Consider the following 25452-nt stretch of genomic DNA (forward strand, 5'->3'; position numbering starts at 1 on the left):
TTGATAATAGTGAATCGTGAATGGAAAAGTAAAACCAACCCCGTAAGGGGTGATATATTAATAACAAGACTCACGTAAACTCAACACCAAACCCCGCAGGGGTGTCATATTAATAACAAGACTCAGGTAAACTCAACACCAACCCCGTAGGGGTGATATATTAATAACATGACTCACACCATCTGAACTCTAAACCCCGTAGGGGTGACATATTAATAACAAGACTTCCACCATCTCAATTCTGAACCCCATAGGGGTGACATATTTACAACATCGCACAGATACTTCTTTGACTTCAACCCCGTAGGGGTGTCATATTAATAACAAGACTCACACCATCTCAACTCTAAACCCTGCAGGGGTGACATATTAATAACACTTAGCCACCACCCATCAACACCAGCCCCGTCAGGGGCGATATATTAATAACATGCCCTGCAACAAACATCTCCCCAGCTCCGTTGGAGCGACATATGACCTGCCATACCCCAGAGCCGTACACAACTACGTTTTCTGCTAATTTTCTTTTGAACCATTACCAGAAGACGTTCCATAATCTTCAAAGATATACTTTAAATCATATTCAATCTTATACGCTTCAAGCAGCTGCAGATATTCCTCCCTGAAAGTTTTCCTCTTGTGATGCTCCTCCTGTTTTTTGATATAATCCACCACCCTGTCAATCTGCGATTGCGACACCGAAAATGCTCCAAAACCGGATTGCCACTCAAACTTTCCCGCAACGAATCGCCTTTCGTTTATCCATTTTGACGAATTCGCTTTTATATCACGCATCAAATCTGAAAGAGTACAGTCGGGCTTTAATCCGATTAACAAATGCAAGTGGTCAGGCATTCCGTTGATTATCATTAACTTCTGATTCTTATTGCTGATTATTCCTGTAATGTATTTGTATAACTCATCCCTCCAGCTTATAGAAATCAGATTAGACCTCCCTTTCACAACAACCACACAATGTGCATATAATTGGGTATAGGTGTTAGGCATTTTCTCCTCCTTTGCTTTTAATGTCACCCTTACAGGGTTTTATAAATTTACTTTTCGGTCTGTTATTAATATACCGCCCCTACGGGGTTTTGATTATTAGGATAAACAAAAGTAAGAGATTACAATAAAAAAGTGAAATTCATTACATAATATTTAATGTGCTCAAAGCAGGCGTGCAGGTGAATTGCTCCCCATGATTCCAATAATTTCTCCGCTTTATTTACTATTCCCCGCAAACACCAGGTAAATCCCGTCAATCATGCATAATTTTCTGCGTTAATCTGCAGGAAAATGCTTCCTGCGAATTATACAGAATTCATCACACTCCGATCCGTGCTGCTATAGCATCCGCATCATCGGCGTACCATTGTGCAGACACATGTCATCTTTGTGCGAACTACAGCACTTGCCGCCTTCTATCTAACCAATCCGCTTGCCATAAGCTTTCCGGTAAGATATCTGAACATCGTCACCGGTACTATTCTCCTCATAACACTAACCATACGCGCCTGTGCTCCTGAGGGATATCGCAGCTTCCAGGAATTATCCGTGGCGGCTTTATATATAGTTTTTGCCACCACCTCCGGACCTGGCGCCATCTTGTCTGCTTTCTTCATAAACACTTCAACCCGCTTATCATAATCACCATACCCGCCAATATCCTGATTGTTGAAAGATACCATTGACCGGCCGTGAAACTCAGTCTTTATTGCACCCGGCTCAACCAGCTTTAATCTGATATTTAACTGACGCAGCTCAAACTGCAGTCCTTCGGTGAATCCCTCCACCGCCCATTTTGAACTGTTGTAAACACTATACATCGGAAAAGTAACCAGTCCTGCGATTGAAGAAACATTAACTATCATCCCGCTTCGCTTTTCCCTGAAGTGCGGAAGCATCTCTCGTGTCATCTGCATCAGACCAAACACGTTCGTATTAAACTGATTATATATATCCTCCGGAGCTGACTTTTCAAAAATTCCAGTAGCTCCGTAACCGGCGTTATTAACCAGAACATCCACGGAACCAAATACACGAAGAACCTCAGCAGTACAGCTCTTTATGGACAGATTATCGGTTACATCCAGCCGGAAAGTTTTTATCAGTGCATGTTTCTGCAGTTCGGTTTCTTTTTCCGGTGAACGCATGGTTGCGGCAACATTCCATCCCCGCTCCGCAAAATAAATTGCCGCTGCTTTTCCGATTCCGGATGATGCTCCTGTTATGAGTACTGTCTTGTTCATGTTTTTTATGTATTGTTGTTCAGGAAAAAACAAAGCCGCTGAAATTTCTATAACTCCAGCGGCTTTAAGATAATTTATAATTATCAGGAGGTTGAATAATTAAGAACTAATTATCCATTCTCCATTATCAACTATTAATTATTTTTTATAGTTGATTGATTTCAGGCCATAGAAGCGGGCTGAGTCAGCCAGTTCTTCTTCGATTCTGAGGAGCTGATTGTATTTTGCGATACGGTCGGTTCTGCTGGCTGAACCTGTTTTAATCTGGCCCGCGTTGGTTGCAACAGCGATATCAGCAATGGTGGTATCTTCTGTTTCGCCTGAGCGATGGCTGATTACGGCAGTGTATCCGGCATTCTTTGCCATCTCAATGGCGTCAAGAGTTTCGGTCAGGGTTCCGATCTGATTAACTTTAACCAGAATGGAGTTTCCGATACCCTTTTCGATACCCATCGAAAGCCGCTTTGTGTTGGTGACAAAAAGATCATCGCCGACCAACTGAATTTTAGAACCAAGTTTTTCGGTCATAAGTTTCCAGCCGTTCCAGTCATCTTCTGCCAGACCGTCTTCAATGGAAACAATGGGATATTTTGCGGCCCAGTCAGCCCAGTAGTCAACCATCTTCTCTGATGAGATTTCAGATTTGTCTGACTTAAAGAACTGATAAACACCTTTTTCCTTGATATACATTTCGCTGGTTGCCGGGTCAAGCGCAATGTATATATCCTTGCCCGGAGCATATCCGGCTTTGGTTATTGCTTCGAGAATTACCTCAATTGCTTCTTCGTTTGATTTCAGATTCGGTGCAAAACCGCCTTCGTCACCCACGGCAGTGTTGTAACCGCGTTTTTTAAGCACTGATTTCAGATTATGGAAAACTTCTGTTCCCATTCTGAGCGAATCAGCGAAGGTTTCCGCTCCGGTCGGCATAATCATGAATTCCTGGAAATCCACATTATTGTCAGCATGGCTTCCGCCGTTAATGATGTTCATCATTGGGGTTGGGAGCACTTTTGCATTGGTTCCGCCGATATAGCGGTAGAGGGGTATGTCTAATGCAGCAGCTGCAGCTTTTGCCACGGCAAGTGATACACCCAGAATTGCGTTAGCGCCGAATTTTGATTTGTTTGGTGTGCCGTCTAATTCGCAGAGGATTGAGTCAATCCCGGTCTGGTCGAGGGCATCTTCATCAAGAAGATTGTCGGCTATGTCATTATTTACAAAATCAACCGCCTGCTGAACCCCTTTTCCGAGGTAGCGTTTTGGGTCATTATCGCGAAGTTCTGTTGCTTCATGTTCACCGGTTGAGGCCCCGCTTGGCACGGCAGCTCTTCCGATGGCTCCGGACTCTAAAAACACTTCTGCTTCTAAAGTCGGATTTCCTCTTGAGTCTAAAATTTCTCTTGCTTTTACATCTACTATCAGGGTCATGGTATCTCCTTTATTGGCTTAATTCTGATAAGATCAGCAACAAATTTACGAAAAAAGGGGGAGAGTTGCCGGAGTCAGTTTTAGGAATACCTTTACTGTATCAACCGGGATTAAAGCCATTTACCGTTGCGTCCGGCTGATAACACCTAACCACCGGAGACCATTCGGGCGACATAGGTTTTCAGCCGCGGAAGCAGGTAAAATGGTAAATTCAGCAATTTGTACCTTTTGCCAGACTGGGTTACCGGCTCCTCCGTCGAAAGCTCCCCTGAGTAAACTCTGACTGCAAACGGGTGCGGACACATATCCAAAAACAGATGCAGTGATCTCAGACGGCCTGATTTGCCCGATTTTACCTCTACGGGAATTATCAGATCATCATGCTGATATATATAATCTATTTCGGCGGAAGACTGCGATTTTTCCCGCATCCAGAATGCGGGCTGATGAAACCGGGAACTGCTTGCCGCGATCAGTTCCTGCCCGGTCAGATGTTCGGCAACCCGCCCCGCATACACTTCTTCAAGATTTTTCTGCAGAGCGAACTCTTTCTGGATACCGGCAAAATAGTTCAGCAGACCTGTATCAAGCACCTGCAGTTTTGGCGCCCTCCCTTTGTTTTCAGCAATCGGAGGCATTACTGAACTGGAAGGATGCAGTAGGCGGATCAGCATTGCTTTTTCAAGTATTTGCAGGGCTTCTTTCACTTCGCGTGATTTGTATTGCGACTTTCCAAAACCCTCATAAGTTATCCGCTTACCCGCTTCTAAAAATGCAGATGTGATAACATGTCTGAGCAGTGCTGCCTGATTCTGATGAGATGCATATTTACCGGCATCATCAAGATATGAACTTAGAAGCGATTCATAGACACGTGATACAGTGTAAATATCACCTGTACGGGCATACTCACTGACTGCTTCGGGCATTCCCCCGACGAGTGCATAAGCGGAATACTCAGTCAGCATTCTTGTTGCAAGCCCCGCGGGGAAAGGATATATATCCAGTGCCTCAACAAGACCAGTCTGGCCTCTTGCCAGCAGAAACTCCTCGAATGTGAACGGATGCAGATATTCATACTCAACCCTGCCCACCGGAAAACTCTCGTTAAAATTCAGCAGGGACTCCAGCACCGAACCTGCAGCAATTACATGAAGCTGAGGCATCTCCTCATAAAAATAGCGCAGCAGATTTATTGCAACTGCTGAGTTCTGTATTTCATCAATAAACAGAAGCGTGGAGGGTGCATTCAACGGTTTTGATTTCGCCAGAAAAATACCCCTTACTACCTGCTCAAATGGAGTATTTTCCGGGAAAAGGTTTCTATCCTCCGGGCGCTCAAGATTGAGATAGAGATAGTGGTCAAACTCCTCCGCGAACATATTGACCAGAGTTGTCTTACCCACCTGCCGGGCACCCCTCAGAATGAGCGGTTTCCTGCCAAGGCGGTCCTTCCACCCCAAAAGCGCTCTAAGCTTCGTTCTTTTGACCATTTTTAACCATTTGTAAAATAACAAGGGTAATTTAGGGTGATTTTTGTAAAATAACAAGGGTAATTTTGTCCATATTTGTAAAATAACAAGGGTAATCAGGACCCGATTTTGTAAAATTACAAGGGATACTTGGGGAATTATGAATTATGAGGTATGAATTATGAATTTACCAGGGAAGGGGGTGGGTCAATTTCAGCGGGAATTTGCACCTCCCCTATCAATCCGAATGAACTGTAAAACGTTAAGTTTACCCAAAAGTTTGACTTGGATTTTACTTGGAGATTTCCCATTTTGGGAACATATTTTTATCTTATGAGAATAATTTCGAAAAATACTCTACAGTCCTATTGGGAGGTGCACGCTAATACAGAGCAGCCTCTCAAAAGCTGGTACGATGAAGTTAAGGACTGTTTATGGAATACTCCCGGTGATATTCATGATTTATTTCCAAAAGCTTCAATAATTGATAATAAGAGAGTCGTTTTTGATATCAAAGGAAACAGCTACAGATTAGTTGTTGATATCGAATATAAATTTAAAACCGTTTTCGTCATTTGGATTGGCACCCATGCCGAATACAGCAAAGTAAACATCAAGGAATTACGCTATGTTAAAACCCATAAAAACTAGTGAAGAATACGAAAATGCACTTGCAAGAGTGTATGAGCTGATACAGCTTGATCTGAAAGAAGACAGTGATGAGTTTATTGAATATCAGACTCTTGTACTTTTTATTGAAGCATATGAGGAAGAGCGTTATAAATTTGCGCCTCCACATCCCATTGAAGCTATTAAGTTCCGAATGGATCAGATGAACGTTTCACCAAAACAGCTTGAGCTTATTTTGGGATCCCGCAGCCGTGTCTCTGAAATATTAAATGGGAAAAGAAAACTAAGTCTCTCAATGATTCGTCGTCTTAATAAAAAACTCCATATTCCGGCTGGAGTGTTGATAAACGAATATTAATTGATATTGGAAAACTGAAAGAGGATAATTACCATCAACTGAATCCGGAGGATTCGCATATCACAGCACGACCAATCCCGCACAGCAATATACAACTCCGCTGGAGTCGGATGAGAGACTAAACGGTATACAATTTTCTACCAATCTTCAATTCCGCTGGAATTGTTTTGAATCCGGAGGATTCATAAATTGGTAGAAATCAAATAAGCCCGAACCCCACCCCGAATCCGGAGGATTCGCAGATCATAACAAACCCAAACCAGTAGCAATATACGACTCCGCTGGAGCCGGAGAGGGGGGGTAAGCAGTTCATATATTTCTACCAGTCTCCAATTCCGCTGGAATTAAATCACTCCACAGCCCTGAGCATCTGTTTCCTGTGCCGCTCTGAGTGATGGATGATAAATTGTGCCCACTCATACCGCGTCATTTCGCCGAACAGACCATGCTTAAATGATGTTATCAGCTCGCTCATGTCTTTTGTCTTTATATACTCAGCCAGCATATTTCGGTTGGACGAAAATCTTTTGAGCAGCTCTTCTTTTGATTTTTCAGAAGCCGAAGGAATAATTGGTCCAAACGCGCTCAGCTTCTTTTCAGCATCACCAAACTTTTCCGCCATATCACTCACCTTTTCATCCGGTCTGCGCTCCGCGGCAACACCGTTTCCCCTGAAGAGCCGGTTGATAAGCAGCTCCGTCAGAACGATGTGTTCAGCACACTCCCCCGCCGACCACTTTTCCGGCGCGGGTTTGATGTTCAGCTTCTCATCCGGCACTGCGCTGATCGCAGCAATTATCTTTTCAGTTGAGTCCTGCAGCTCCGCAAGCAGTTCTTCCGTTGATTTCATGTTACCATTTTCCTGAATTATATACACAAAAAAAGTTTATCCTGAGGCGCATCGCCTGTTTCTGTATGCAACCTTTCATCACTGTGCAGCGGCCGTTGAACACAACCGGAATTGCAGTAAATTAAAATTTCTTTATATTTGCGGTACATTGTTTCACTAATTTCCGCACAAATGATCGGTAAAATTTAACATATTTTTTGGGAATTCCGGCTCGCAAGCCGGAGTGCGTCCATTTGTTAAATTTTACTCAGCTCAGCCACTTCTCTAACCGTACCGGATTTCCCTGTTTTCAACTAATCAGAAAGGAAATCTATGCTCCAGATAAACAATATAACATTTTCATATCCCGGTGAAAAACCTCTGCTGCAAAATGTAACGTTTTCAGCAGGGCCGGGACTCACCTGCATTACCGGCAAAAACGGCTCCGGCAAATCCACCCTCTTCGGGCTGATTACAGGCCGGCTTCAGCCGCAGTCCGGCAGCATATACTGCACTGAAGAACCCTGGCTTTTGCCGCAATCTATTAGTATGTACCAATCAAAGACAATCGGACAGATAACCGGTCTGAATTATCACCCTGAAGTTGAGGATGGGTATTATTCAGACAAAGCAGAACCGGAAGACTTTATTCGTGAATTTGATAACGTAAGCTATCAGCCGCAATATGAGAAAATCTTAAAGAACGCAAATATCAGACCGCGTCATCACAGCGAACAGTGCACAACACTGAGCAATGGAGAAGTCATGCGGCTGCTCATTGCCAGTATTGCGGCACAGGGAACCAAAATTCTGCTGCTGGATGAGCCCACCAATCATCTTGACAAGTCCGCCAAAAAGCAGCTTCTGGATACGATATATAAGACGCGCAAGACTTTTCTCGTAATTACGCACGACCGGTTTCTGCTTGACGCGGCAAAACAGATCATTGAGATAGAAGACGGCTCATGCACTGTTTACACCGGCAATTATGATCTTTATAAGTCGGTTAAACACCATCAGCAGGAAGCACTCATCCGTGAATTCGAAAATACCGGCTCAGAACTGAGGAAACTGGTAAAAAATTCAGCGGAAGCGCTCGAACGCCAGGCCAAAGGGAATAAAAAAGGGAAACATGCAGCGCAAAAAAGCAGCGTTCCTCGCATCATGCGGAACAAGATGAAACAGAGCGGTGAAGAGACCCTTGCTTCCTTACATAAAAAATTTGAGGAAAAAATTTCCGCCAGGCAGGAAAAACTTCATCAGCTGAAAGAACAGATAAGCGCTCCCGTATATATCAAGCCGGATATCGGCACGGCTTCATCAGGCACAGCTTCGGTAATCGCATCTGCCACAGAGGTCAATTTTTCTTACGCCGGCACTCCTCTCTGGAAGAAACCGGTAACCTTTGTGCTTCGCAAACACGAGCGGCTTCACCTGCAGGGCTCCAACGGCTCCGGAAAAACCACGCTGATACGATTATTCCTCGGAGAACTGACCCCGTTAGAAGGAGAGATACATTTTTCGGCTAAAAGGGTATTCTATCTTGATCAGACCACCAGTATGATTAACGATGAAGAAACTCTGCTGGATAATCTAAAGCGCGCATCAGAATTTAAGCGGGCTGAACATGAACTGCGCATCATTGCCGGAAGGATGAAATTTTACGGGGAACTGGTTTTCCGGCAGGCAGAGACATTAAGCGGAGGAGAGAAAATGCGCCTGGCGCTTGCAATGCTCATCTCCTCAGCACAGCAGCCCGACCTGCTTATTCTTGATGAGCCGATGAATAATCTTGATCTTGCAACACAGGAAATCCTTGCAGATGTTGTCAGACAATATCAGGGTGCAGTGCTTTGCATTACCCATGATACATTCTTTCCCGAAGCTGCCGGACTTAAAGAAACTCTCGATCTGGACAAACATATCTAATGTACAATTTACAATGAACAAAGGTTTTCTGCGCGTATCTGCGCAATCTGCGGGAAACTCTTTTGTCAGTCCGGAAGTCTGGAAAAATGTTTTTTCAGAAATTCAGCGAACCGCATGAACCCCAGGTCAGTAAGATGAACGCCGTCAACCGTTCCCTCGGCAAGCTGCGCACTGATTTCATCGAGAGAGATATAGTATAATCCTTTAACTCCTTCTGCTTTTAGTTTTTCATACCCGGCACGCAGAGCTTTATTCTTTTCAAGGATAATCTGGTAGCTGCCCCCATCAAGTACCGTGTTGGCAAAAAGAAAACTTTCGATAAACACTACAGGAGTTTCCGGCCTCCTGCTTCGTATATATGTAATAAAAGGGCGGACATTGCTGAGCACTTCTTCCAGCTTCATATTCGGAATGTTATCCAGCACATAAAACCGCGCGTCAGTTTCAGCCATGAACTCAGCAATGGGGAGCTCCATGCGTCCGTTCCCGCTGAAGCCGAGATTAATGATTTCAGTTCCCATCATCCGTGAAAGGATATTTGTGTGCGCCATCCCGGGCCGCGAGGCACATCCTCCCTGCGCAATGCTTGTCCCGTAATAGACAATGGGTTTCTCACGGCTCTTCTCAGGAGCATTAAAGGTGCTTGAAGAGTCAACGCCAATCTGCAAATCGGTTACGCCGTCATACAACGGAAGATAAAGCAGATACTCCCTCGTTTCCGGCTTCATCCCCCCGATCAGCTTTGACTCTGAGTATTTCCCCTGCGGGCGGGACGTATTGATATATATCCATTCACTGTTCAGCTTAGCATAAAGGTCAATCCCCTTAATACCGGTCTCAGCCATGTGATTCATTTTTAGATCGTTCAGCACAGTCCACTTCAGCCGGATCGAAGTTGTGTTTGAATTAAACCGTACAGTAACACCCGCGGTGTTTTTTGATAAATCCCACACCGGTTTACGCACCTTGTCCTTCCATTTCACCGGCATCCGGTCATAAGGAGTTTCCCTCAGAGAGTCAGGTGAACCAAGCCCTTCAATGGTAAAACTGCCGTAGCTGTACCACGCAACCGCCGGTTGAGTTTCCTGCGAATAATTAAAAGAACAAAGTATCAGAAGAAAGAGTAAAGTTTTCATGGGCTTAAAATATGAATTTCTCTTTTTGTGAGGAAGGTTTAAAACGCAAAGTAAACGAAGTGAACTGAGGAGTCCTGCAAAGTTTTGCCTTGTACAAAGTCCTTCTTGTCCTTAGAGTCCTTTATGTCGTTTGGGAATTCTTAACAAGCAACCCCCAGTATCCATAAAAAAAGGGTGCCTGTTTTACCAGGCACCCTTTAAGGAAAGGAATCAGTTCATCGTGTGTGTCAGGAGGGATGATTCCTTTGTTCTTTTCTTGTGTTCTTGTTTCTTACTTCAACAAGGTCATCTTTTTTGTGATAGAGAGACCTGCAGCTTCAATCTTATAGATGTATACTCCGTTTGCAAATGCGCCTGCATTGAAGGATACCTCATGTGAGCCGGCAGTGCGGAACTCATTATTAACCAGAACTGCAATTTCCTGTCCGATTACGTTATATACTCTCAGAGTAACAGCTGATGCCTCGGGCAGTGAGAATCTGATAATGGTTGAAGGGTTGAACGGGTTCGGATAGTTCTGCATCAGTTCGAATTTATCCGGCTGAATGGTGTTACCCTTAACAGTAGTTACTCCGTCAGGGGTGAGTGATATATTCAGCTCCACATCGCCGTTATCGGTATCAACATCCACGCCCGATATAATTGCGTCTTCAAAGCTGACGGTATTAGCTGTGAACATATAATATCCGCTGTTAAGACCTTCGTGCATGTAGCTGCCTGCAGGGTCTGATACGCTTGCGCTTACTATATTGCCTTCAGCATCGGTAACATAGGTGAGAACACCTTCAACAACTGAACCGGTGAGCTCAAAGGTGTTTCCGAAAATTGCCGCATGGTTTCCGCCAGGATATGGCAGACGTGCCCAGAGGTTAAAATTGATATTCTCAACAACACCGGATTCGCCGACTACTATTGAGTCTGCCAGGCGCCAGTCCATGGTATGTGTGCCGTCATAATTGAAGTAGGTTGCTTTATAGCCCATTGCGGCTGCAAGTGCTATATATTCACCCGGCTCAAGATTTGAGAATGAATATGCACCGGTAAGAGAATCGGTTGCGGTCCATACTTTTCTTCTGGTATGATTAACCGGTGATGGGGAAGTTACATTTCTCTTAATCAGATATACATAACCTTTCAGACCAGTGGTTCCGAGTGAATCGGTAACAGTGCCTGATACTCCGTTTGCATAAACCGGCTTGGGATCAAGAGTGAAGTTGATTCCGGTTACGCTTGCGGTAACTGCAATCAGATCAGCTTCCTGAAGAGTTGCTTTTCCGTCATAGTATTCGGATTTCAGGGTATTGTCAAACGGTCTTGCAAAAAGCGCAAGGGTATCACCAAGACGCACATTCAGAGAGAAGTTACCAAGTGAATCAGTTACTCTTCTGTACTGTCCGAATCCCGGATGAGGGCCCGGTGTTACATTCTTCTTAAATGCCACAATTTCAGCTTTTTTGCCGACAAGTCCTGCTGCATCAAAAACAGTTCCTGATACGGTATAAACAACCGGCGGAACAATTGCGGCAAGAGCTGCTGTGTTAAGAGTGAGCGAATCGTTTTCAGCTACTGTTACAACAGTTGCCGCAGACGAAGAAGAGGCATTGTCATAATACTCACCGATAAAGGTGTGCGCGCTGAAGAAGATTTTATAATCACCGGTCTTCAGTTTTGCTGAATAGAATCCGTTGCTGTCTGTCCGGACACTCAGCATCTGGGCTCCGGCAGCATTTGAAACGGGGAGGAACTTAACATAACCGCCGGCAACCGGAAGCTGGCTTGCATCACTGACAACGAAGCCGTTCAGCTTTCCGTATGTATATACCGGCGCGGTTCTGGTGAACTCAACAATGTTTGAGGGGTCGCTCACATTGCCAAAATTAACAGCTTTTACGTAATAGCTGTAGGTAACTCCCATTGCAAGGTGAAAATCTACAAAATCTTTTCTGTGAACAAAAGCGATTTTTCTGAACTGCTTGGTGGTATCAGCAGCAGGAGCATCTTTCTTATAAACATAATACTTAACGTTTGTCTGGGTGTCTTCCCAGGTAAGCTTTACCGTTCTGTTATCCGGACTGCCTGTTGCAGTCAGGTTGGTTGGCGGGGCGAGCTGCGCGAAAGCGAATGTGCTGATCAGCGCCGCCAGGAAAAGTGACTTTACGAACTTCATGGTTACTCCATTATGGTTTTAATTGTTTGCTGTTATTATTCAAAAGTCATACCAGCCGGAAAAACCCTTAAATTCGGCGGTTTTGCGGGCTTGCTATTTATTCAGGGGTGCAAAATTTTCGCGGTATTCCGGTTTTTTCATACCTAAAATAAGGAATATCTGAACCACACAGTCGGAATAATCCGCTCATCCGGAGCGTTACTCACGGTAAGAAGCCCAATCCCGCCGGTAAAATCTGAATTTCTTATCAGAAGATCCCCCTGTGCATAGAGCCAGATGGCGGCAAACCCGGCGATAAGCATGTTCCTGATTTTATACGACCGGTTATAAGCACTGTAACCGGACTCTATCTCTGCTGGTTCAATAGCACTCAGATACGCGGTCTCCTTGTCAGAAACATCAATCTGATAATAAATAGCTGCGCCCATGGTCAGAAGCGCTGCCGAACCGAGGATAATGCCATGAGCAGACTCCCCGAGCGAATAGTGCCCCCACCCCGGCAGCAGCAGCGATTTATATACCGCCGCATTGTAACGGCTGTACTGCTGAAGCAATGAAGTGATTCCCGCCTCTGATATATCCTTCTTTGTAACGGTATTCTCCGGCTGAACGGGAATGAACGCGAGATATTCTTCCCTCACGGCAGTAAACAGCGCCAGTATCTTGGGTGATACCCGGTTTTCATCAAGCTGAAGCGTACGGTCTCCGGCGAGCATATCTATAAAACATTTTCTTGCCTGCTGTTCTTCAGAAAGTGAATAATGAGAGACTGCCTTCAGAAGAAGGATATCATTCTTGTCGGTCAGGGTAATCTGCGGATAACTCTTAAGAAGCGAATCACTCAGGGCTATTACCTGAGCATACTCAAAATCCTCAAACGCGTTTTTAATCTGCTGAATCAGCTTTTGCTCCTGCGGAAAGAGGAGTGAAAAACAAACGGCGAAAAGCAGAATGGTTTGCCTGAATATCATTTAAGAAGAATCATCTTCCTTGTCTGGCGGAAGAGTTCTCCCCCCTCGGCAGGCAGAGCCCGAAGTTCATAGTAATATATACCACTGGGCAGTCCTGAGGCAGTCCACTGCAAATGATGTTCCCCGGCTTCGCGGCTTCCCTCATCAATCACCGTGACCGCGGAACCGAGCGCGTCATAGATTGTTACTGAAACCATACTCCGCGCTGGCAGGGTGTAGCTGAACGATGTGGCCGGATTAAACGGATTCGGATAGTTCTGACCCAATGAATAGAGGGCTGGAAGCGTTTTCCCGTCTTCCTCCGCGTCTGTTATCAGGCGGAAGCGCTCAACCGCGCGGACTGCCTGATTAAACTCATTTCTTCCTCCGAAGACGTAGATATATCCCCCCGCGGAAACGGTCATGAAGTTCTTCCGCCGGAAATTCAGCGGCGCGGTGTACTGATTTACAATCGAGGTTGAATCGCTCAGCCGGATTTTTTCCACCGTGTTAAGAGCCGGAGAGCCTTCATTAAAACCGCCGAGTATCATATATTCCCCGGGCACCGGGGCAATTGCAGCGCATCCGCTTGCGCGGGGGACCAGCATATTCGGATATACTCTCCCCAGCTGCCGGCCTGGTATGTAATAGCGGTATATTTCAGAAAGCACCGTGTTAAATGTTCCTCCGAATATATAGATATAATCATCCCGCAATGCAGCCATCTGCCCGGAGCGCATCAGATTGCCTGAGAACATCGAGGTAAAGTTAAATGTAACGTCTTTCTTATTCAGATTATATTCCATGATATAGGGATTCGGTGTTCCAGGAGGGCCGATGCTTCCGATCTGCTCTCCGCCGATCAGATACATCATAGAATCCCGGATAATGCCCGTCATGGCAATCCGGTTAAACTTTTTATTGGTGTCTATGGCTGTAACGGTATTGTTCAGCGTATTGTATTTTTCCAGAATACCCCCCGCCTGATGTCCCCCTCCGCCAAGTTCACCGCCAAGTATATATATATCCGTTCCGGATGCCGCGGCAAAAAGATAAATTCTCCTCTTCTTCATTCTGGCGACACCGGTCAGTTTTCCGGTGAGCGGATTAAACTTTTGTATCCAGTCAACAGAACTCTGAACGGAATCTGAATATCCGCCGATTACATAAATCTGACCGTTCACCTCAACCGCTGCCGCACCCGAAAGTCCGCGGGTAAGTGAAGTCACCACCTCCCACTGCTCCTGTGCCCTGAGGGAGGAACCAAGCAGGATAACCGCCAAAGCGGTTATCAGAAGTTGAGGTAAAATGACTTTATGTTTCATGTCTCAGACCGTGCAAGTTGTATGCCAAACAGAAAGATGCTCATTTTAGTTGGTATTCTTAAAATTATGCTTCAGAGTAAAAGTTTCACCCTGCAAAATTTTCACGGTGAACTCAGATTCTCCGTATTCCCGGTTCTTAATAACCACCTTATACTCGCCGGGGGGCAATTTTACCGGTGACTTCAGCGGAGTCTCCCCCTTCATAACCCCGTTAACATACACCTCACCCCAGGGATGCACTCTGCAGTCAAGATAGCCCATGAGCGATTCCAGGTTTACCTTCAGCCGGTTTACCTCCCCCTCACGAATGTTTACCTCGCCGCGGTAGACTGGATAACCGGGATTAGTGAGCATAATGTAATGCCGCCCGGTCTCAAGGATAATATTCTCTTTCAGAGGAGTGGTTTCAAAACGTACCGAATCTATATATACCACCGCCCAGGGAAGCACTTCAACGGCAAGTTCGCCATAGGTCTGTTCGGATTCCTTCTTATCTTCGGCCGGAATCATAGGCGGGGTCTGAGAAGGAATAAGTACAGACTCACTCTCCTGCTTCGGTTCATCACCGGTCTTCTGCTCCTCCTGTGCCGCATTCTTCTGTTCACCGGAATCCGGCCGTGTATCATTGCCCGTAATCTGCTGCTCTTCCGGAGGAGCATTCATAAATGTTTCACTCCCTGTCAGATTACCGCCGCTTCCTCCGGGCAGAAGGATCGAGATAATATATATTGCCGCCGCAAACAGGAGCGCGGCGGAAGTATAGAGATATGCTTTAGATGACCGGCCCGCGTTTGTTCCGTTAAAATTTGATATATCGCCCGGCAGTGCTGCTGCAAGTGCAAACACCCCCTCCTCACGCTTCTCAGCATTCTTTTTTAATACTGCCCGGACAATCACCCGTATTTCTTCTGGAAGCGTCTCAAATTCATTTTCAAACTGAGATTCATCATAATTCATGATGTTGTTCAGCGTTTCATTAATATCACTCCCCACAAAAGGGTTTCTGCCGGTGAAGAGTTCAAAGACCACGATTCCGGCAGAGAACAAATCACTCCGCAGCGTAAGCGTCTGCCCCTGAATCTGTTCGGGGGACATATATCCGGGTGTTCCCACCACGGAATACTGCGAAGTAACAAAATTTTCTGCCCCGCCTGTTGCCAGACCAAAATCACCGAGTTTCAGATGATGGTTTTCAGCAACCAGGATATTCTCCGGCTTCAGATCACGGTGAATAATGCCGAGTGAATGAGCGTATTGCAGTGAGGCGAAGAACTGTTTCACCAGAAGAATTTTAACTTCTTCTGTGAGCACACCCTGCTGCATCAGCTGACGCAGATTCCGGCTTTTGAAATATTCAAAGCTGATATATAACAAACTGCCGTCAGAGCCGGAGTCAAGAGCAGTTATAACACCCGGATGCTTCATGGAGGAAAGCAGGCTTGACTCCCTCTTAAAGCGCGTAATTATGGTCGGATCAGGAAGCGCATCAGTCCGGAGCGTTTTAAGGATGACCGTCTCACCGCTTTTCATATCCTCAGCTATATATACCGCGCTCAGGTCATCCTTTTTCAGGACTTCCAGATGCCGGTAGTGCGCCGTCTGCAGTGATCCGTTCTGTTTTGCCATTGCTTACTTTATATCCAGCTCTTTCAGTTTGAGCTGCACCCAGCGTACCGATACCCCGAGAGATTCGGCCGTCTGCGTACGGTTGCCGTTATGTTCCTCAAGCCGCTTAAGCAGCAGGCGTTTTTCAAACTCTTCCAGTGTTCCGCTGAAACTAAGGGTATCCTGCTGTTCTTCAATAATAATATGCTCTTCTTCTATCCTGTCCCCGTCACAAAGAATAATGGCACGCTGAATAACATTAAGAAGCTGGCGAATGTTGCCCGGCCAGTGATATTTTTCCAGTTTCAGCAGAGCAAATCTTCCCGGCTTAAGATCGGGCCTGCCAAGCTTTTCTATAAAATGCTGTGCAAGAAGCGGTATATCTTCCTTCCTCTCGCGCAGCGGAGGAATACGGATGGGGAAAACATTCAGCCGGTAAAATAAATCCTCACGGAACGTTCCCTCTTTTACCATCTGCTGAAGGTCTTTATTGGTTGCGGTTATAATACGAACGTTTATTTTTCTGGGCTGCGTATCACCAAGACGGATAATCTCCCGGTTCTCAAGCACACGCAGCAGTTTTGCCTGAAGCGCCGGTGATATATCAGCTATTTCATCTAGGAAAAACGTGCCGTTATCAGCAGCTTCAAGAAGTCCTTTTTTGTCTCCCGCCGCTCCGGTGAATGCGCCCTTTTTATATCCGAAAAGTTCGCTTTCAAGAAGTGAATCAGGAATTGAGCCGCAAAACTGTGCCAGAAAGGGATTTTCTCTTCTGCTGCTCAGCCGGTGAATAGCATTTGCTGCAAGATCTTTACCCGTTCCGCTTTCTCCTAAAAGCAGCACGGTAGCGTCTGATGCCGCAACACGGTTGATCAGTTTAAATAAATCCTTCATTGCCTTGCTTGAGCCGATCATATCCGGCACTTCAATATATTCTTCAACGCGCTGCTTCAGAAGCAGATTATCCTCAGCAAGCACACGCAGTCTGACCGCGCGGTCCAGGGCAAGGGAGACAAGATTAGCAATAAAATTCAGGAAGAGCAGATTTGAATCCGTAAACTCACGCCGGTCTGACTGGCTGTCTGCCACGATCACTCCCCATACTTCATCGTTCTTAATCAGCGGCACACCGATTACCGACCTGATCTTCTTTATAAGCACGCTTGCAAACTGAGAAAGTCCCTCTTCGTTCTGCACATCATGGTAAAGGACCGGCTGCTTTCTTACTGTCACCTGACGGAATATACCCGCTGAAAAATCTTCCAGCCGGTTTACCACTTCCCTGTTCATATTCCGGGATGCAATAAGCTGAAAACTTTCATCCGCCCGCTCATATTTTGCAAATACCACACGCTCTGCGTTCACCACATGCAGCACCCAGTCCAGCATATCATGGATGATATCCTCTTCATACACCTCACGGTTCAGAAGCTGGCTGATGGATTGCAGCGCTTCAAACTGTTCGCGCGTCAGGTTCTTTATATATCCGAATTTATCTATAATATTCATTATGGCCGTATGGTGAAGCCCGCCGGTTTGGAGCGGGATTTGTTTTTATATTCATCAATGCACCAGATTACCCAGAAGAACCGGTCGTTGTTCGGCGTCACCGTCAGCGGAGTATCTACCTGCATAAAAATCTCATCGGAAGAAACGTTTTCTTTCCGCCACTGCAGGACCGGTTCCGTTTCGTCAGTATATATTTCAAGGGTATAGGTGAATGAGAAGCCGGGAGTAAACCTGTTCCAGTTTAGCAGCGGAGTTGTGGTGGAAAGTGTATCTGAGTTCTTCGGAGTAATCACTTCCACTTCATCACGGATTACCCGCAGGACCGTTGAGCTCCCTACCTGAAAACTCTTACCCGACTCAGTTACAGCCACTACCCTGAACGGCTTCCCGATAACATCGTTAAACTCTGTCAGCTCAAGCTCATAGTCATAAAACCTTCCCTCAAAATAGGATGCAGTCTGTTTGGTAAGGGAGACATTCACCAAGAGCGGATCACAGATAATCTTCACTGAATCAATATCATCATCGGCATCAGTTACCGTCACTTCAAAGTAAAGGAGGAATTCCGTGTTGCTGTATTTGTTTCTTACCGTGCTGTATATATTCAGCCCGCCGAGTACCGGAAGAGCATTCAGCCGGGGGCTCAGGGTTACGGATTTCTCTCCCCCCCAGTCAACATAAACAGAATCAGGCGTATAGCCCTCCAGAGTAAAAACCAGCCATCCGGGAGTCCGTTTTTCACATTGCAGGGCAAATGTTCCGTCTGAAGCTGAACGGGTTGAAAGATTTTCATCAGCCCAGAAAACCGTGACTCCGCCTAATGGTCTGGGGCTTCTTTCGGCGGAAAGCACTGTCCCCTTGAGCTGGTAAATCCGGTTAGACGGATTCCCCGGATCAAGGGGGTTCGACCGCGGTGCATCGCAGGATGACCAGGCAAACGAAACCAGGAGGAGGAGCAGAAATCCCGCCCTGAACCCGGATTTTTGATGAATTCCGTTAAAAAAGACCATTCTTAAAAATAAAAAGAAAACAGCTAAGAGCACGTCAGATTTATGACACACCAGATGCGTAATATGGTTTGATCTCAGCTCCAACCAATACCTACCTAACCTCCTCCCTGCTTCCGGTTCATGAACCAGTCTCCAAACTGGTCTCCTAGACGATTCTCAAACCAGTCCCCGAACCGATCCCCAAACTGGCCCCCGATCCAATCTCCAGACCGGTCAACGAGCTTATCTCAATCTGGTCTCCGAGCCGGTCTCCGAGCTGGTCCCCGAGCGTAGCCGAGGGGGAGTCGAGGGGGGGCACTTCCTATCCTCACTTTTTCTCCCTATTTTTCTTCCCATGGTGACAAAGAATTATCATACATCCTTCATACAGATTCTCCTTCTGATCCTGCTTCTGGCGGCAATAAATCTTTCCGCCCAGACAACCTGCACCTATTGCAAAAAGAGCATTGAAGGCAATTACATAACCGTTGAAGGAAAGAACTTTCATCCGGAGCATTTTCTCTGCTCTTCCTGCTCTCAGATCATTACCGGTTCTTATGCTCAGGAGAAAGGAAAATTCTATCACCCTGACTGCCTTACCGAAAAGAATGCCCCATTCTGTGACCTCTGTAAAAAAATTCTCAAAAGCTCCTATGTTTCTTATGACGGCAAAAAGTACCACGAGGAGTGTTACCGAAACAGCATCGAAAAGAAATGCGCCGTCTGCAAAGAGGGGCTGACCGGTTATATAACGGCTGATATATACGGGAACGAATTTCACTCCGCTCACGAAAAAGAATACCCGAAGTGCGATGCCTGCACCCGGCTGACAGCGCCGGAAATCACCGGCGGCGGAGTCCGCTACAACGACGGCAGAGCAGTATGCAAACTCTGCCACCCGAACGCGGTGTTTGCCGACGCTATGTTTAATTCACTTTACAAGAAAGTCCTGGCCGGACTCAGCTCCTCCGGGTTCAGCATAAATACGGAAAATGTCAGCGTAAAAGGAGTTGATAAAAATACACTTAAAAGCAAGGCTGCCAAATCATTCACTGAAAGTCTGCGCGGTTTTTGTGATACCCAGATCAGGAGCGAATACCGCAATGATAAACTTGTGAAAGAAACCGCCTCCTTTACCGTCTATGTGCTGAACGGGCTGCCCCCGATATATACGGAATCCATCATCGCGCACGAACTGATGCATGTCTGGTTTCATCAGAATGGCCTCAGCGGTCTTGATGCGCTCACCACCGAAGGAAGCTGCAATTATCTCTCCTGGACGTGGCTGAGCCGCAGTCCCGACCCCGCCGCCCCGATGGTTATAAAAATGCTCGAAGCCGACACTGACCCGGTTTACGGCGAAGGCTTCCGCCGTATAAAACAAAATTTCGCCGGAAAGCCGCTTAAGGAACTGTTTGTGTATTTGAGGGGGAGGAAGTAAAATATGTTGCAACTATGCTTAAAAACAGCAAATCATATGTTGCAACAAAAGGATATGGTTTTCAACTCTTTCACTTCTCTATTTAGTTAAAAATACATTAATTTTACGTTATGAAACAAAGAATTTACATAGACACATCTGTTTTTGGGGGATATTTTGACGCAGAGTTTTCTGAGTTCAGTGTGCCTCTTTTCGAAAGAATCAAGAGGGACGAGTTCGTCGTACTCTATTCAGAGGTCACACAGAATGAGATTGAAAATGCTCCACGAAATATTAAAGAACTTGTAAAAAGTTTACATGCGGCTAACACGGATTTTTTAAATATTACCGATGAGGCAATCAATCTTGCGAATATGTATATTAAGGAAAAAGTTGTTGGGCAAACAAGTTTTGCAGACTGTCTGCATATTGCATTAGCGACTATAAATTATGCTGATTTATTAATCAGTTGGAATTTTAAACACATTGTTAATATTTTTCGTATTAGGGGCTACAACTCCGTTAATATAAAAAATGGATACAGACAATTGGAAATTCGTTCACCGAGAGAGTTAATTAATTATGAAGAAGATTAAAAAAGAATTTGATGCCGTAAAATTCATGAGGGAGCAGAGAGACAAAATGAGTGCCGAGCTTTCAAAGATGACGAACAAAGAAATTTTAGAATACTTTAAATCCCGCAGAAAGAAAAACTCAGTACGACCTTCTGCGTAATATAATTATTGAGAATAATTTTCATTTAAAACTAAAACTTTGTCACCAGGCAATCAACTTGTCCCCGAAAGTTAAAGGAGCCCAGCTCTCCGCTGGGTCTGGAGGATTTAAGGAATGGCTGGCACAAGGGGTCTGATTCGGCGAATTGAAAAAGAATCTCAGACCTTTCCTGCTACGCAAATAGTCATAAGAATGCCCGAAGCTGACAACCAATTTGTAAATGGAGACGGCTTCTTCCATATAAAACAAAACTTCTCCGGAAAGCCGCTTAAGGAGCTGTTTGGATATCTGAGGGGGAGAAAATAGCTGTGATGCATATCGTGAACGGTTTATAAACCTGTTTCTGAATTTCTTATATTTTATTGATATATCTGACTTAATCAGCAAAGCCCATGCAAAAAATACTCATCATCATTAACGATGCCCCTTACGGTACAGAAAAAGCTTACAACGCCCTGCGGATGGCAATGACTCTGCAGAAAGATCACGGTAACTCCGTTGAAGTGAAAATCTTCCTGCTTGCCGATGCGGTTTTTTGCGGACTTCCAAACCAGAACACGCCAACCGGTTACTATAATATCGAGCGGATGCTGAAATCTGTTTTGCAAAAAGGGGGTGAGGTAAAAAGCTGCGGCGGATGTTCGGAGGCACGCGGTATTGACAAACTCCCTTTTATCGAAGGAATAAAACTCAGCAATATGAAAGAGTTTGCACAGTGGACCGTTGAGTGCGATAAGGTTCTTACATTTTAATTACATGCCACTTTGATATATTAATACTATGCAGTTTGATATTCAGCCAATCCTCGAAAATAAAAAAGTAATCCTCTATCCGCTTGCCGAATGGGATTTTGATGATCTTTATAAAGCAGCATCAGACCCCGGAGTGTGGGAGCAGCATCCTAACCCTAACCGCTGGAAGCTGGAGGAGTTCCGCACCTATTTTGAAGGTGCTATACAGAGCAAAGGGGCGTTCAAAATTGTAGATAAGCAGACAGGTGCAATCATCGGCAGCACGCGCTTTTATGATTACAACGAGCAGGAAAACAGCATCCTGATCGGATATACATTCCTTGCTTCTGAATACTGGGGAAAGGGCTTTAACCACGCGGTTAAATCCCTGATGCTGGACTATATTTTTCAGTTTGTAACAAAAGTATATTTCCACATCGGAGCAAAAAATATCCGCTCCCAGATCGCTATATCACGCATCGGTGCGGTAAAATGCGGTGAACTTGATGTGAACTATTACGGAGAGGAATCGCGGCTTAATTTTGTTTACGAAATCAGCCGGGAGAAATGGAATAAACTTAAGACGAACTAAACTACACCCCGATACTTTTAAACTACTGCGGCAACATCTGTCATGTTGCATCACCTTATATATACCTGATTAGAACCAGGAGTTCCGCTTCAGTTACATGAAGCGGCTTCTCCTGAAAAATTCATCCCCCCGCAGAAATTTATTTGGGCAGGCCGGCTTCTATCTTCCTGGCAAGTTCTTCTTCACTAATTCCCTTAATAGTCAGTTTATTGGTTTTCAGGGTAATCAGAGCTGAATCAGTCGCGGTAATAAGACAGTATGCCAGACGGTTCCGGTCATTAGCTACGGGGAGGTATTCGCTCATGGATTCAATAAGGGTATAAATCTGCTTTTCTTTTGATGCCGGATTTGCCGGCTGAACTTCAGGGGGTGTTAACGTTGCCATGTAATTCCTTAATAGTGTACCCCAAAAATACATATTCCCCCACTCTTTGCGAAATACTTACAGCCTCAATTGTGTATCGAAATTTTCTAATCCTATCCCTGCTCACGAGCGCTGCCAGGCATTCGCACAATCTGCGGTTCTTAATCCCCTTTGCGTCTCAGCGGCTTTGCGCGAAAAGTATTGCTCTCTCAGCCGGAGACAGAAAATGCTTTATGTACAGCAGTGATCAATACGGCCAATTCATAATTCATACTTCATATTTGATTTTCAGCTGCTCTTCATGCTGAGCGAAATTCTCTTCCGGGGGATATCAAGTGAAATAATCCGCACATCAATAACATCGCCCACATTAAGCAGGTCAAGCGGATTTTTTACAAACCGGTCAGCAATCTGCGAAACGTGAAGCAGCCCGTCCTGTTTAACCCCGATATCCACAAACGCGCCAAAATCAACCACATTGCGAACCGTTCCCTTCAGCTTCATTCCTTCTTTCAGGTCCTCCATTTTAAGTACGTCACTGCGCAGGATTGGCTTTGGCATATCTTCACGCGGATCACGTCCCGGTCGTTTGAGGTTGTCAATAATATCTTTTAATGTCGGTTCGCCCAGCCCCACTTCTTTTGCTGCTTTCGAAAATCCTTTTTTACTGATGAAGAAATCCAGCAGCGGTCCGGCTTCTTTCAGTTTTTCTTTTCCGATGTTAAACATTTTCAGCAAAGAGTCTGTTGCATCGTATGCTTCCGGATGGATAAATGTATTATCAAAAGGATTTTCGCCGTTTGGAATACGCAGGAATCCGGCTGACTGCTCAAATACTTTCTCGCCGAGCCCGGTTACTTCAAGCAGCTCTTTCCGGTTCTTAAAGCTCCCCTTTTTCTCACGGTATTTTACAATGTTCTCCGCAATTCTTTTATTCAGCCCTGAAACATACGTCAGCAGCGAGGCTGATGCAGTGTTTACATCCACGCCGACAAAGTTCACGCAGCTCTCAACCACATCATCAAGTTTCTTTGAAAGATATTTCTGGTTGACATCATGCTGATATAAACCCACTCCAATTGACTTCGGATCAATCTTCACCAGTTCCGCGAGCGGATCATGCACACGGCGCGCAATGGATATATTGCCCCGCTGGCTTGCTTCAAGATCGGGGAACTCCTTCTTCGCCGTCTCCGATGCTGAATAGACCGATGCACCAGCTTCGTTCACAATCAGATAATGGCACTCAAGCTCATTCTTTTTAATGATTTCCGAAACAAGAAATTCCGTTTCGCGGCTTGCCGTTCCGTTGCCTATTGCGATAAGATCAACACGGTATTTTTTTACAAAGTGGATGATTATCGCTTCTGACTCGGCTGTTTTATTCTTCGGTTCATGCGGATAGATGGTTGCCCCCTCTATATACTTACCGGTTTTGTCAATTACGGCAACCTTGCATCCCGACACATACCCCGGATCAATTCCCATGATTGTTTTATCTGAAAAGGGGGGCTGCAGTAATAACTGGCGCAGATTACTCGCGAATATCTCAATTGCGTGGAGGTCTGCTGCTTCGGTCATCACGTTCCTTACTTCACGCTCAACCGAGGGGAAGATAAGACGGTCATAAGCATCCGCAATTGTTTCAATCAGTATATCCATAAAGAAGGATTCGGAGTAACTAAGGAACGCTCTTTTGATGAGTGCATGTGCCGAGGCTTCTTCGGCTGAAAGACTGATCTTCAGGAATCCCTCCTGCTCACCCCGGTTCATGGCAAGTATCTGATAGGGTTTCAGCTTGGCTATCTCTGCTTTAAAGTCATAGTATATAAGATATACTTCCTTTTTCTCTTTTTCCTTCAGCTTCAGATTCTGCGTCTCAAGCTCTTCTTCCCGTGCTTTAACGGAAACCACTGAGGATTGTTCTGAAAGATATTCTCTTACAACCTTTCTCACATCCGCGCTGTCGCTGATCATTTCCGCGATGATATCCTTAGCTCCAAGCAGTGCCTCCCGTCCGCTCTTTACACCCAGCTCCTCATTGATGAACTCAGCGCATTTGGCTTCAAAGTCACCGCTGAACTCCGGATTATCCAGAATAAACAGTGCCAGCGGCTCAAGTCCCTTTGCCTTTGCAATGGTACCGCGTGTTTTTCTTTTGGGCTTGTAGGGAAGGTAGAGGTCTTCAAGCTCCTGCAATTTGATGCACGCTTCTATTTTCAGGCGGAGCTCTTCGGTAAGTTTCCCCTGCTCTTCAATGCTCTTCAGGATGGTTGCCCTCCGCTCTTCCAGCATTTTGAAGTATTGCAACTTTTCTTCTATTTCGCGGAGTATATCTTCCTCCAGCCCGTCCGTCCGCTCTTTACGATAACGGGCGATAAAAGGGATGGTTGCTCCTTCCTCGAGCATAGTGATTACTTCCTGAGTCTGGCTGAGCTTAAGCCCAAGCTGCGTGGCAATGACCGATGGTATCTGCATAATCCTGTAAATTTTTTAAACCGGTGCACAAAAAACGGAGAAAGGAGTTGTTTTGCAACTTGAAAAAGCGGGAATTTTTTATTATTGTGATCTGTCTTGAAATCTGTGAAGGATAGCCGGAATGACGCTGGGAGGGAACTTCACGCAAAATCATCGGTCAGGACGTCCCGATTTTCTGCACGTGAGCGTAGTGGAGATTTTTTGCGGACAGGGTAGAGTTTAAAATGGAAAAGCCGCAGTGTTGTGTTGCCCTGCGGCCTGCCTCTGACCGGAAAAATTCTTATATCCGGGGAATTACTCTCGAAGCTAGAAAAACAACAATCGTTGCTCCCGCAAAAAAGAATCCAGTCCAGAAAAAAAACATTTTCCACCGTTCGCCTCTGATTGCTTTTTTCTCTGTTGTTCTTGCAGGATCATACTCCAGAACGTACGCTCCGTTCCGGTATTCCCAGGTTGTTTTACGAGAATCTTCCATGTGAACTCCTGATATTATTATATATACGAAAAGACTGCTGATACTGTCCCGGGACTCTGTTTACGGCTTCTCCCG

General features: G+C 45.4%; 22 protein-coding genes. 7 read left to right on the top strand and 15 right to left on the bottom strand.

Going from position 1 to position 25452, the window contains the following annotated elements; translation table 11 throughout:
• Positions 1-516 precede the first annotated feature (516 nt).
• The 4 genes from tnpA to HRU80_01265 form a co-directional block, all read right to left on the bottom strand.
• A complete protein-coding gene (tnpA, locus tag HRU80_01250; protein ID QOJ30420.1) occupies positions 517-1008 on the bottom strand; it encodes an IS200/IS605 family transposase in 492 nt (163 codons plus the stop codon).
• Positions 1009-1424: 416 nt separating this feature from the next.
• Positions 1425-2252: an SDR family oxidoreductase gene (locus HRU80_01255; GenBank protein QOJ27562.1), complete on the bottom strand. Its 828-nt coding sequence runs from the start codon at positions 2250-2252 to the stop codon at positions 1425-1427.
• Positions 2253-2390: 138 nt separating this feature from the next.
• Entirely contained in the window at positions 2391-3683 is a 1293-nt protein-coding gene (eno, locus tag HRU80_01260) for a phosphopyruvate hydratase (protein ID QOJ27563.1), read from the bottom strand.
• 146 nt (positions 3684-3829) lie between these two features.
• Positions 3830-5176, bottom strand: a complete 1347-nt coding sequence (locus HRU80_01265) for an ATP-binding protein (protein QOJ27564.1) — start codon at positions 5174-5176, stop codon at positions 3830-3832.
• Positions 5177-5488: 312 nt separating this feature from the next.
• On the opposite strand from HRU80_01265, the gene HRU80_01270 reads away from it, so the two are divergent.
• Positions 5489-5806, top strand: coding sequence for a type II toxin-antitoxin system HigB family toxin (locus tag HRU80_01270; GenBank protein QOJ30421.1), 318 nt, complete (start codon positions 5489-5491; stop codon positions 5804-5806).
• Complete coding sequence (locus tag HRU80_01275) at positions 5784-6143, top strand: helix-turn-helix domain-containing protein (GenBank protein ID QOJ27565.1); 360 nt, start codon at positions 5784-5786, stop codon at positions 6141-6143. The genes HRU80_01270 and HRU80_01275 overlap by 23 nt, the downstream gene beginning before the upstream one ends.
• A 349-nt stretch (positions 6144-6492) precedes the next feature.
• On the opposite strand, the gene HRU80_01280 is transcribed toward HRU80_01275, so the two are convergent.
• The gene (locus tag HRU80_01280; protein ID QOJ27566.1) at positions 6493-6993 is read right to left on the bottom strand and encodes a DinB family protein; all 501 of its coding nucleotides are present in this window, start codon (positions 6991-6993) and stop codon (positions 6493-6495) included.
• A 312-nt stretch (positions 6994-7305) separates the two neighbouring features.
• Here HRU80_01280 and HRU80_01285 point away from each other — a divergent pair, with 312 nt between their 5' ends.
• Positions 7306-8901: an ABC-F family ATP-binding cassette domain-containing protein gene (locus HRU80_01285; protein QOJ27567.1), complete on the top strand. Its 1596-nt coding sequence runs from the start codon at positions 7306-7308 to the stop codon at positions 8899-8901.
• A 65-nt stretch (positions 8902-8966) separates the two neighbouring features.
• Here the strand turns inward: HRU80_01285 and HRU80_01290 are convergent, their stop codons facing one another.
• The 7 genes from HRU80_01290 to HRU80_01320 form a co-directional block, all read right to left on the bottom strand.
• Complete coding sequence (locus HRU80_01290; protein ID QOJ27568.1) at positions 8967-10037, bottom strand: SGNH/GDSL hydrolase family protein; 1071 nt, start codon at positions 10035-10037, stop codon at positions 8967-8969.
• 271 nt (positions 10038-10308) lie between these two features.
• On the bottom strand, positions 10309-12204 hold the full coding sequence (locus HRU80_01295) for a T9SS type A sorting domain-containing protein (protein QOJ27569.1): 1896 nt from the start codon (positions 12202-12204) through the stop codon (positions 10309-10311).
• Between the two features lie 143 nt (positions 12205-12347).
• Complete coding sequence (locus HRU80_01300) at positions 12348-13175, bottom strand: hypothetical protein (GenBank protein ID QOJ27570.1); 828 nt, start codon at positions 13173-13175, stop codon at positions 12348-12350.
• Positions 13172-14479, bottom strand: coding sequence for a T9SS type A sorting domain-containing protein (locus HRU80_01305; protein ID QOJ27571.1), 1308 nt, complete (start codon positions 14477-14479; stop codon positions 13172-13174). The genes HRU80_01300 and HRU80_01305 overlap by 4 nt, the downstream gene beginning before the upstream one ends.
• 45 nt (positions 14480-14524) lie before the next feature.
• Positions 14525-16105: a serine/threonine protein kinase gene (locus HRU80_01310; protein QOJ27572.1), complete on the bottom strand. Its 1581-nt coding sequence runs from the start codon at positions 16103-16105 to the stop codon at positions 14525-14527.
• Positions 16106-16108: 3 nt separating this feature from the next.
• On the bottom strand, positions 16109-17593 hold the full coding sequence (locus HRU80_01315) for a sigma 54-interacting transcriptional regulator (GenBank protein ID QOJ27573.1): 1485 nt from the start codon (positions 17591-17593) through the stop codon (positions 16109-16111).
• On the bottom strand, positions 17593-18636 hold the full coding sequence (locus HRU80_01320) for a hypothetical protein (GenBank protein ID QOJ27574.1): 1044 nt from the start codon (positions 18634-18636) through the stop codon (positions 17593-17595). The genes HRU80_01315 and HRU80_01320 overlap by 1 nt, the downstream gene beginning before the upstream one ends.
• Before the next feature lie 301 nt (positions 18637-18937).
• On the opposite strand from HRU80_01320, the gene HRU80_01325 reads away from it, so the two are divergent.
• From HRU80_01325 to HRU80_01340, 4 genes are all read left to right on the top strand, one after another.
• Positions 18938-20023 (top strand): protein DA1, encoded by a 1086-nt coding sequence (locus HRU80_01325; protein QOJ27575.1) that lies wholly within the window; start codon positions 18938-18940, stop codon positions 20021-20023.
• 110 nt (positions 20024-20133) lie between these two features.
• Positions 20134-20598: a PIN domain-containing protein gene (locus HRU80_01330; GenBank protein QOJ27576.1), complete on the top strand. Its 465-nt coding sequence runs from the start codon at positions 20134-20136 to the stop codon at positions 20596-20598.
• A gap of 531 nt (positions 20599-21129) precedes the next feature.
• On the top strand, positions 21130-21489 hold the full coding sequence (locus tag HRU80_01335; protein QOJ27577.1) for a DsrE family protein: 360 nt from the start codon (positions 21130-21132) through the stop codon (positions 21487-21489).
• A gap of 28 nt (positions 21490-21517) precedes the next feature.
• Positions 21518-22060, top strand: a complete 543-nt coding sequence (locus tag HRU80_01340) for a GNAT family N-acetyltransferase (protein ID QOJ27578.1) — start codon at positions 21518-21520, stop codon at positions 22058-22060.
• Positions 22061-22199: 139 nt separating this feature from the next.
• On the opposite strand, the gene HRU80_01345 is transcribed toward HRU80_01340, so the two are convergent.
• From HRU80_01345 to HRU80_01355, 3 genes are all read right to left on the bottom strand, one after another.
• Positions 22200-22445 carry a hypothetical protein gene (locus tag HRU80_01345; GenBank protein QOJ27579.1) on the bottom strand — a complete coding sequence of 82 codons (246 nt, stop codon included), beginning with the start codon at positions 22443-22445 and terminating at the stop codon, positions 22200-22202.
• 267 nt (positions 22446-22712) lie between these two features.
• A complete protein-coding gene (locus tag HRU80_01350) occupies positions 22713-24902 on the bottom strand; it encodes an RNA-binding transcriptional accessory protein (protein QOJ27580.1) in 2190 nt (729 codons plus the stop codon).
• A gap of 280 nt (positions 24903-25182) precedes the next feature.
• Positions 25183-25377 (bottom strand): hypothetical protein, encoded by a 195-nt coding sequence (locus tag HRU80_01355; GenBank protein ID QOJ27581.1) that lies wholly within the window; start codon positions 25375-25377, stop codon positions 25183-25185.
• Positions 25378-25452: the final 75 nt, after the last annotated feature.

The organism is Ignavibacteriales bacterium (genome assembly GCA_015709675.1).
Lineage (GTDB): Bacteria > Bacteroidota > Ignavibacteria > Ignavibacteriales > Ignavibacteriaceae > H2-BAC3.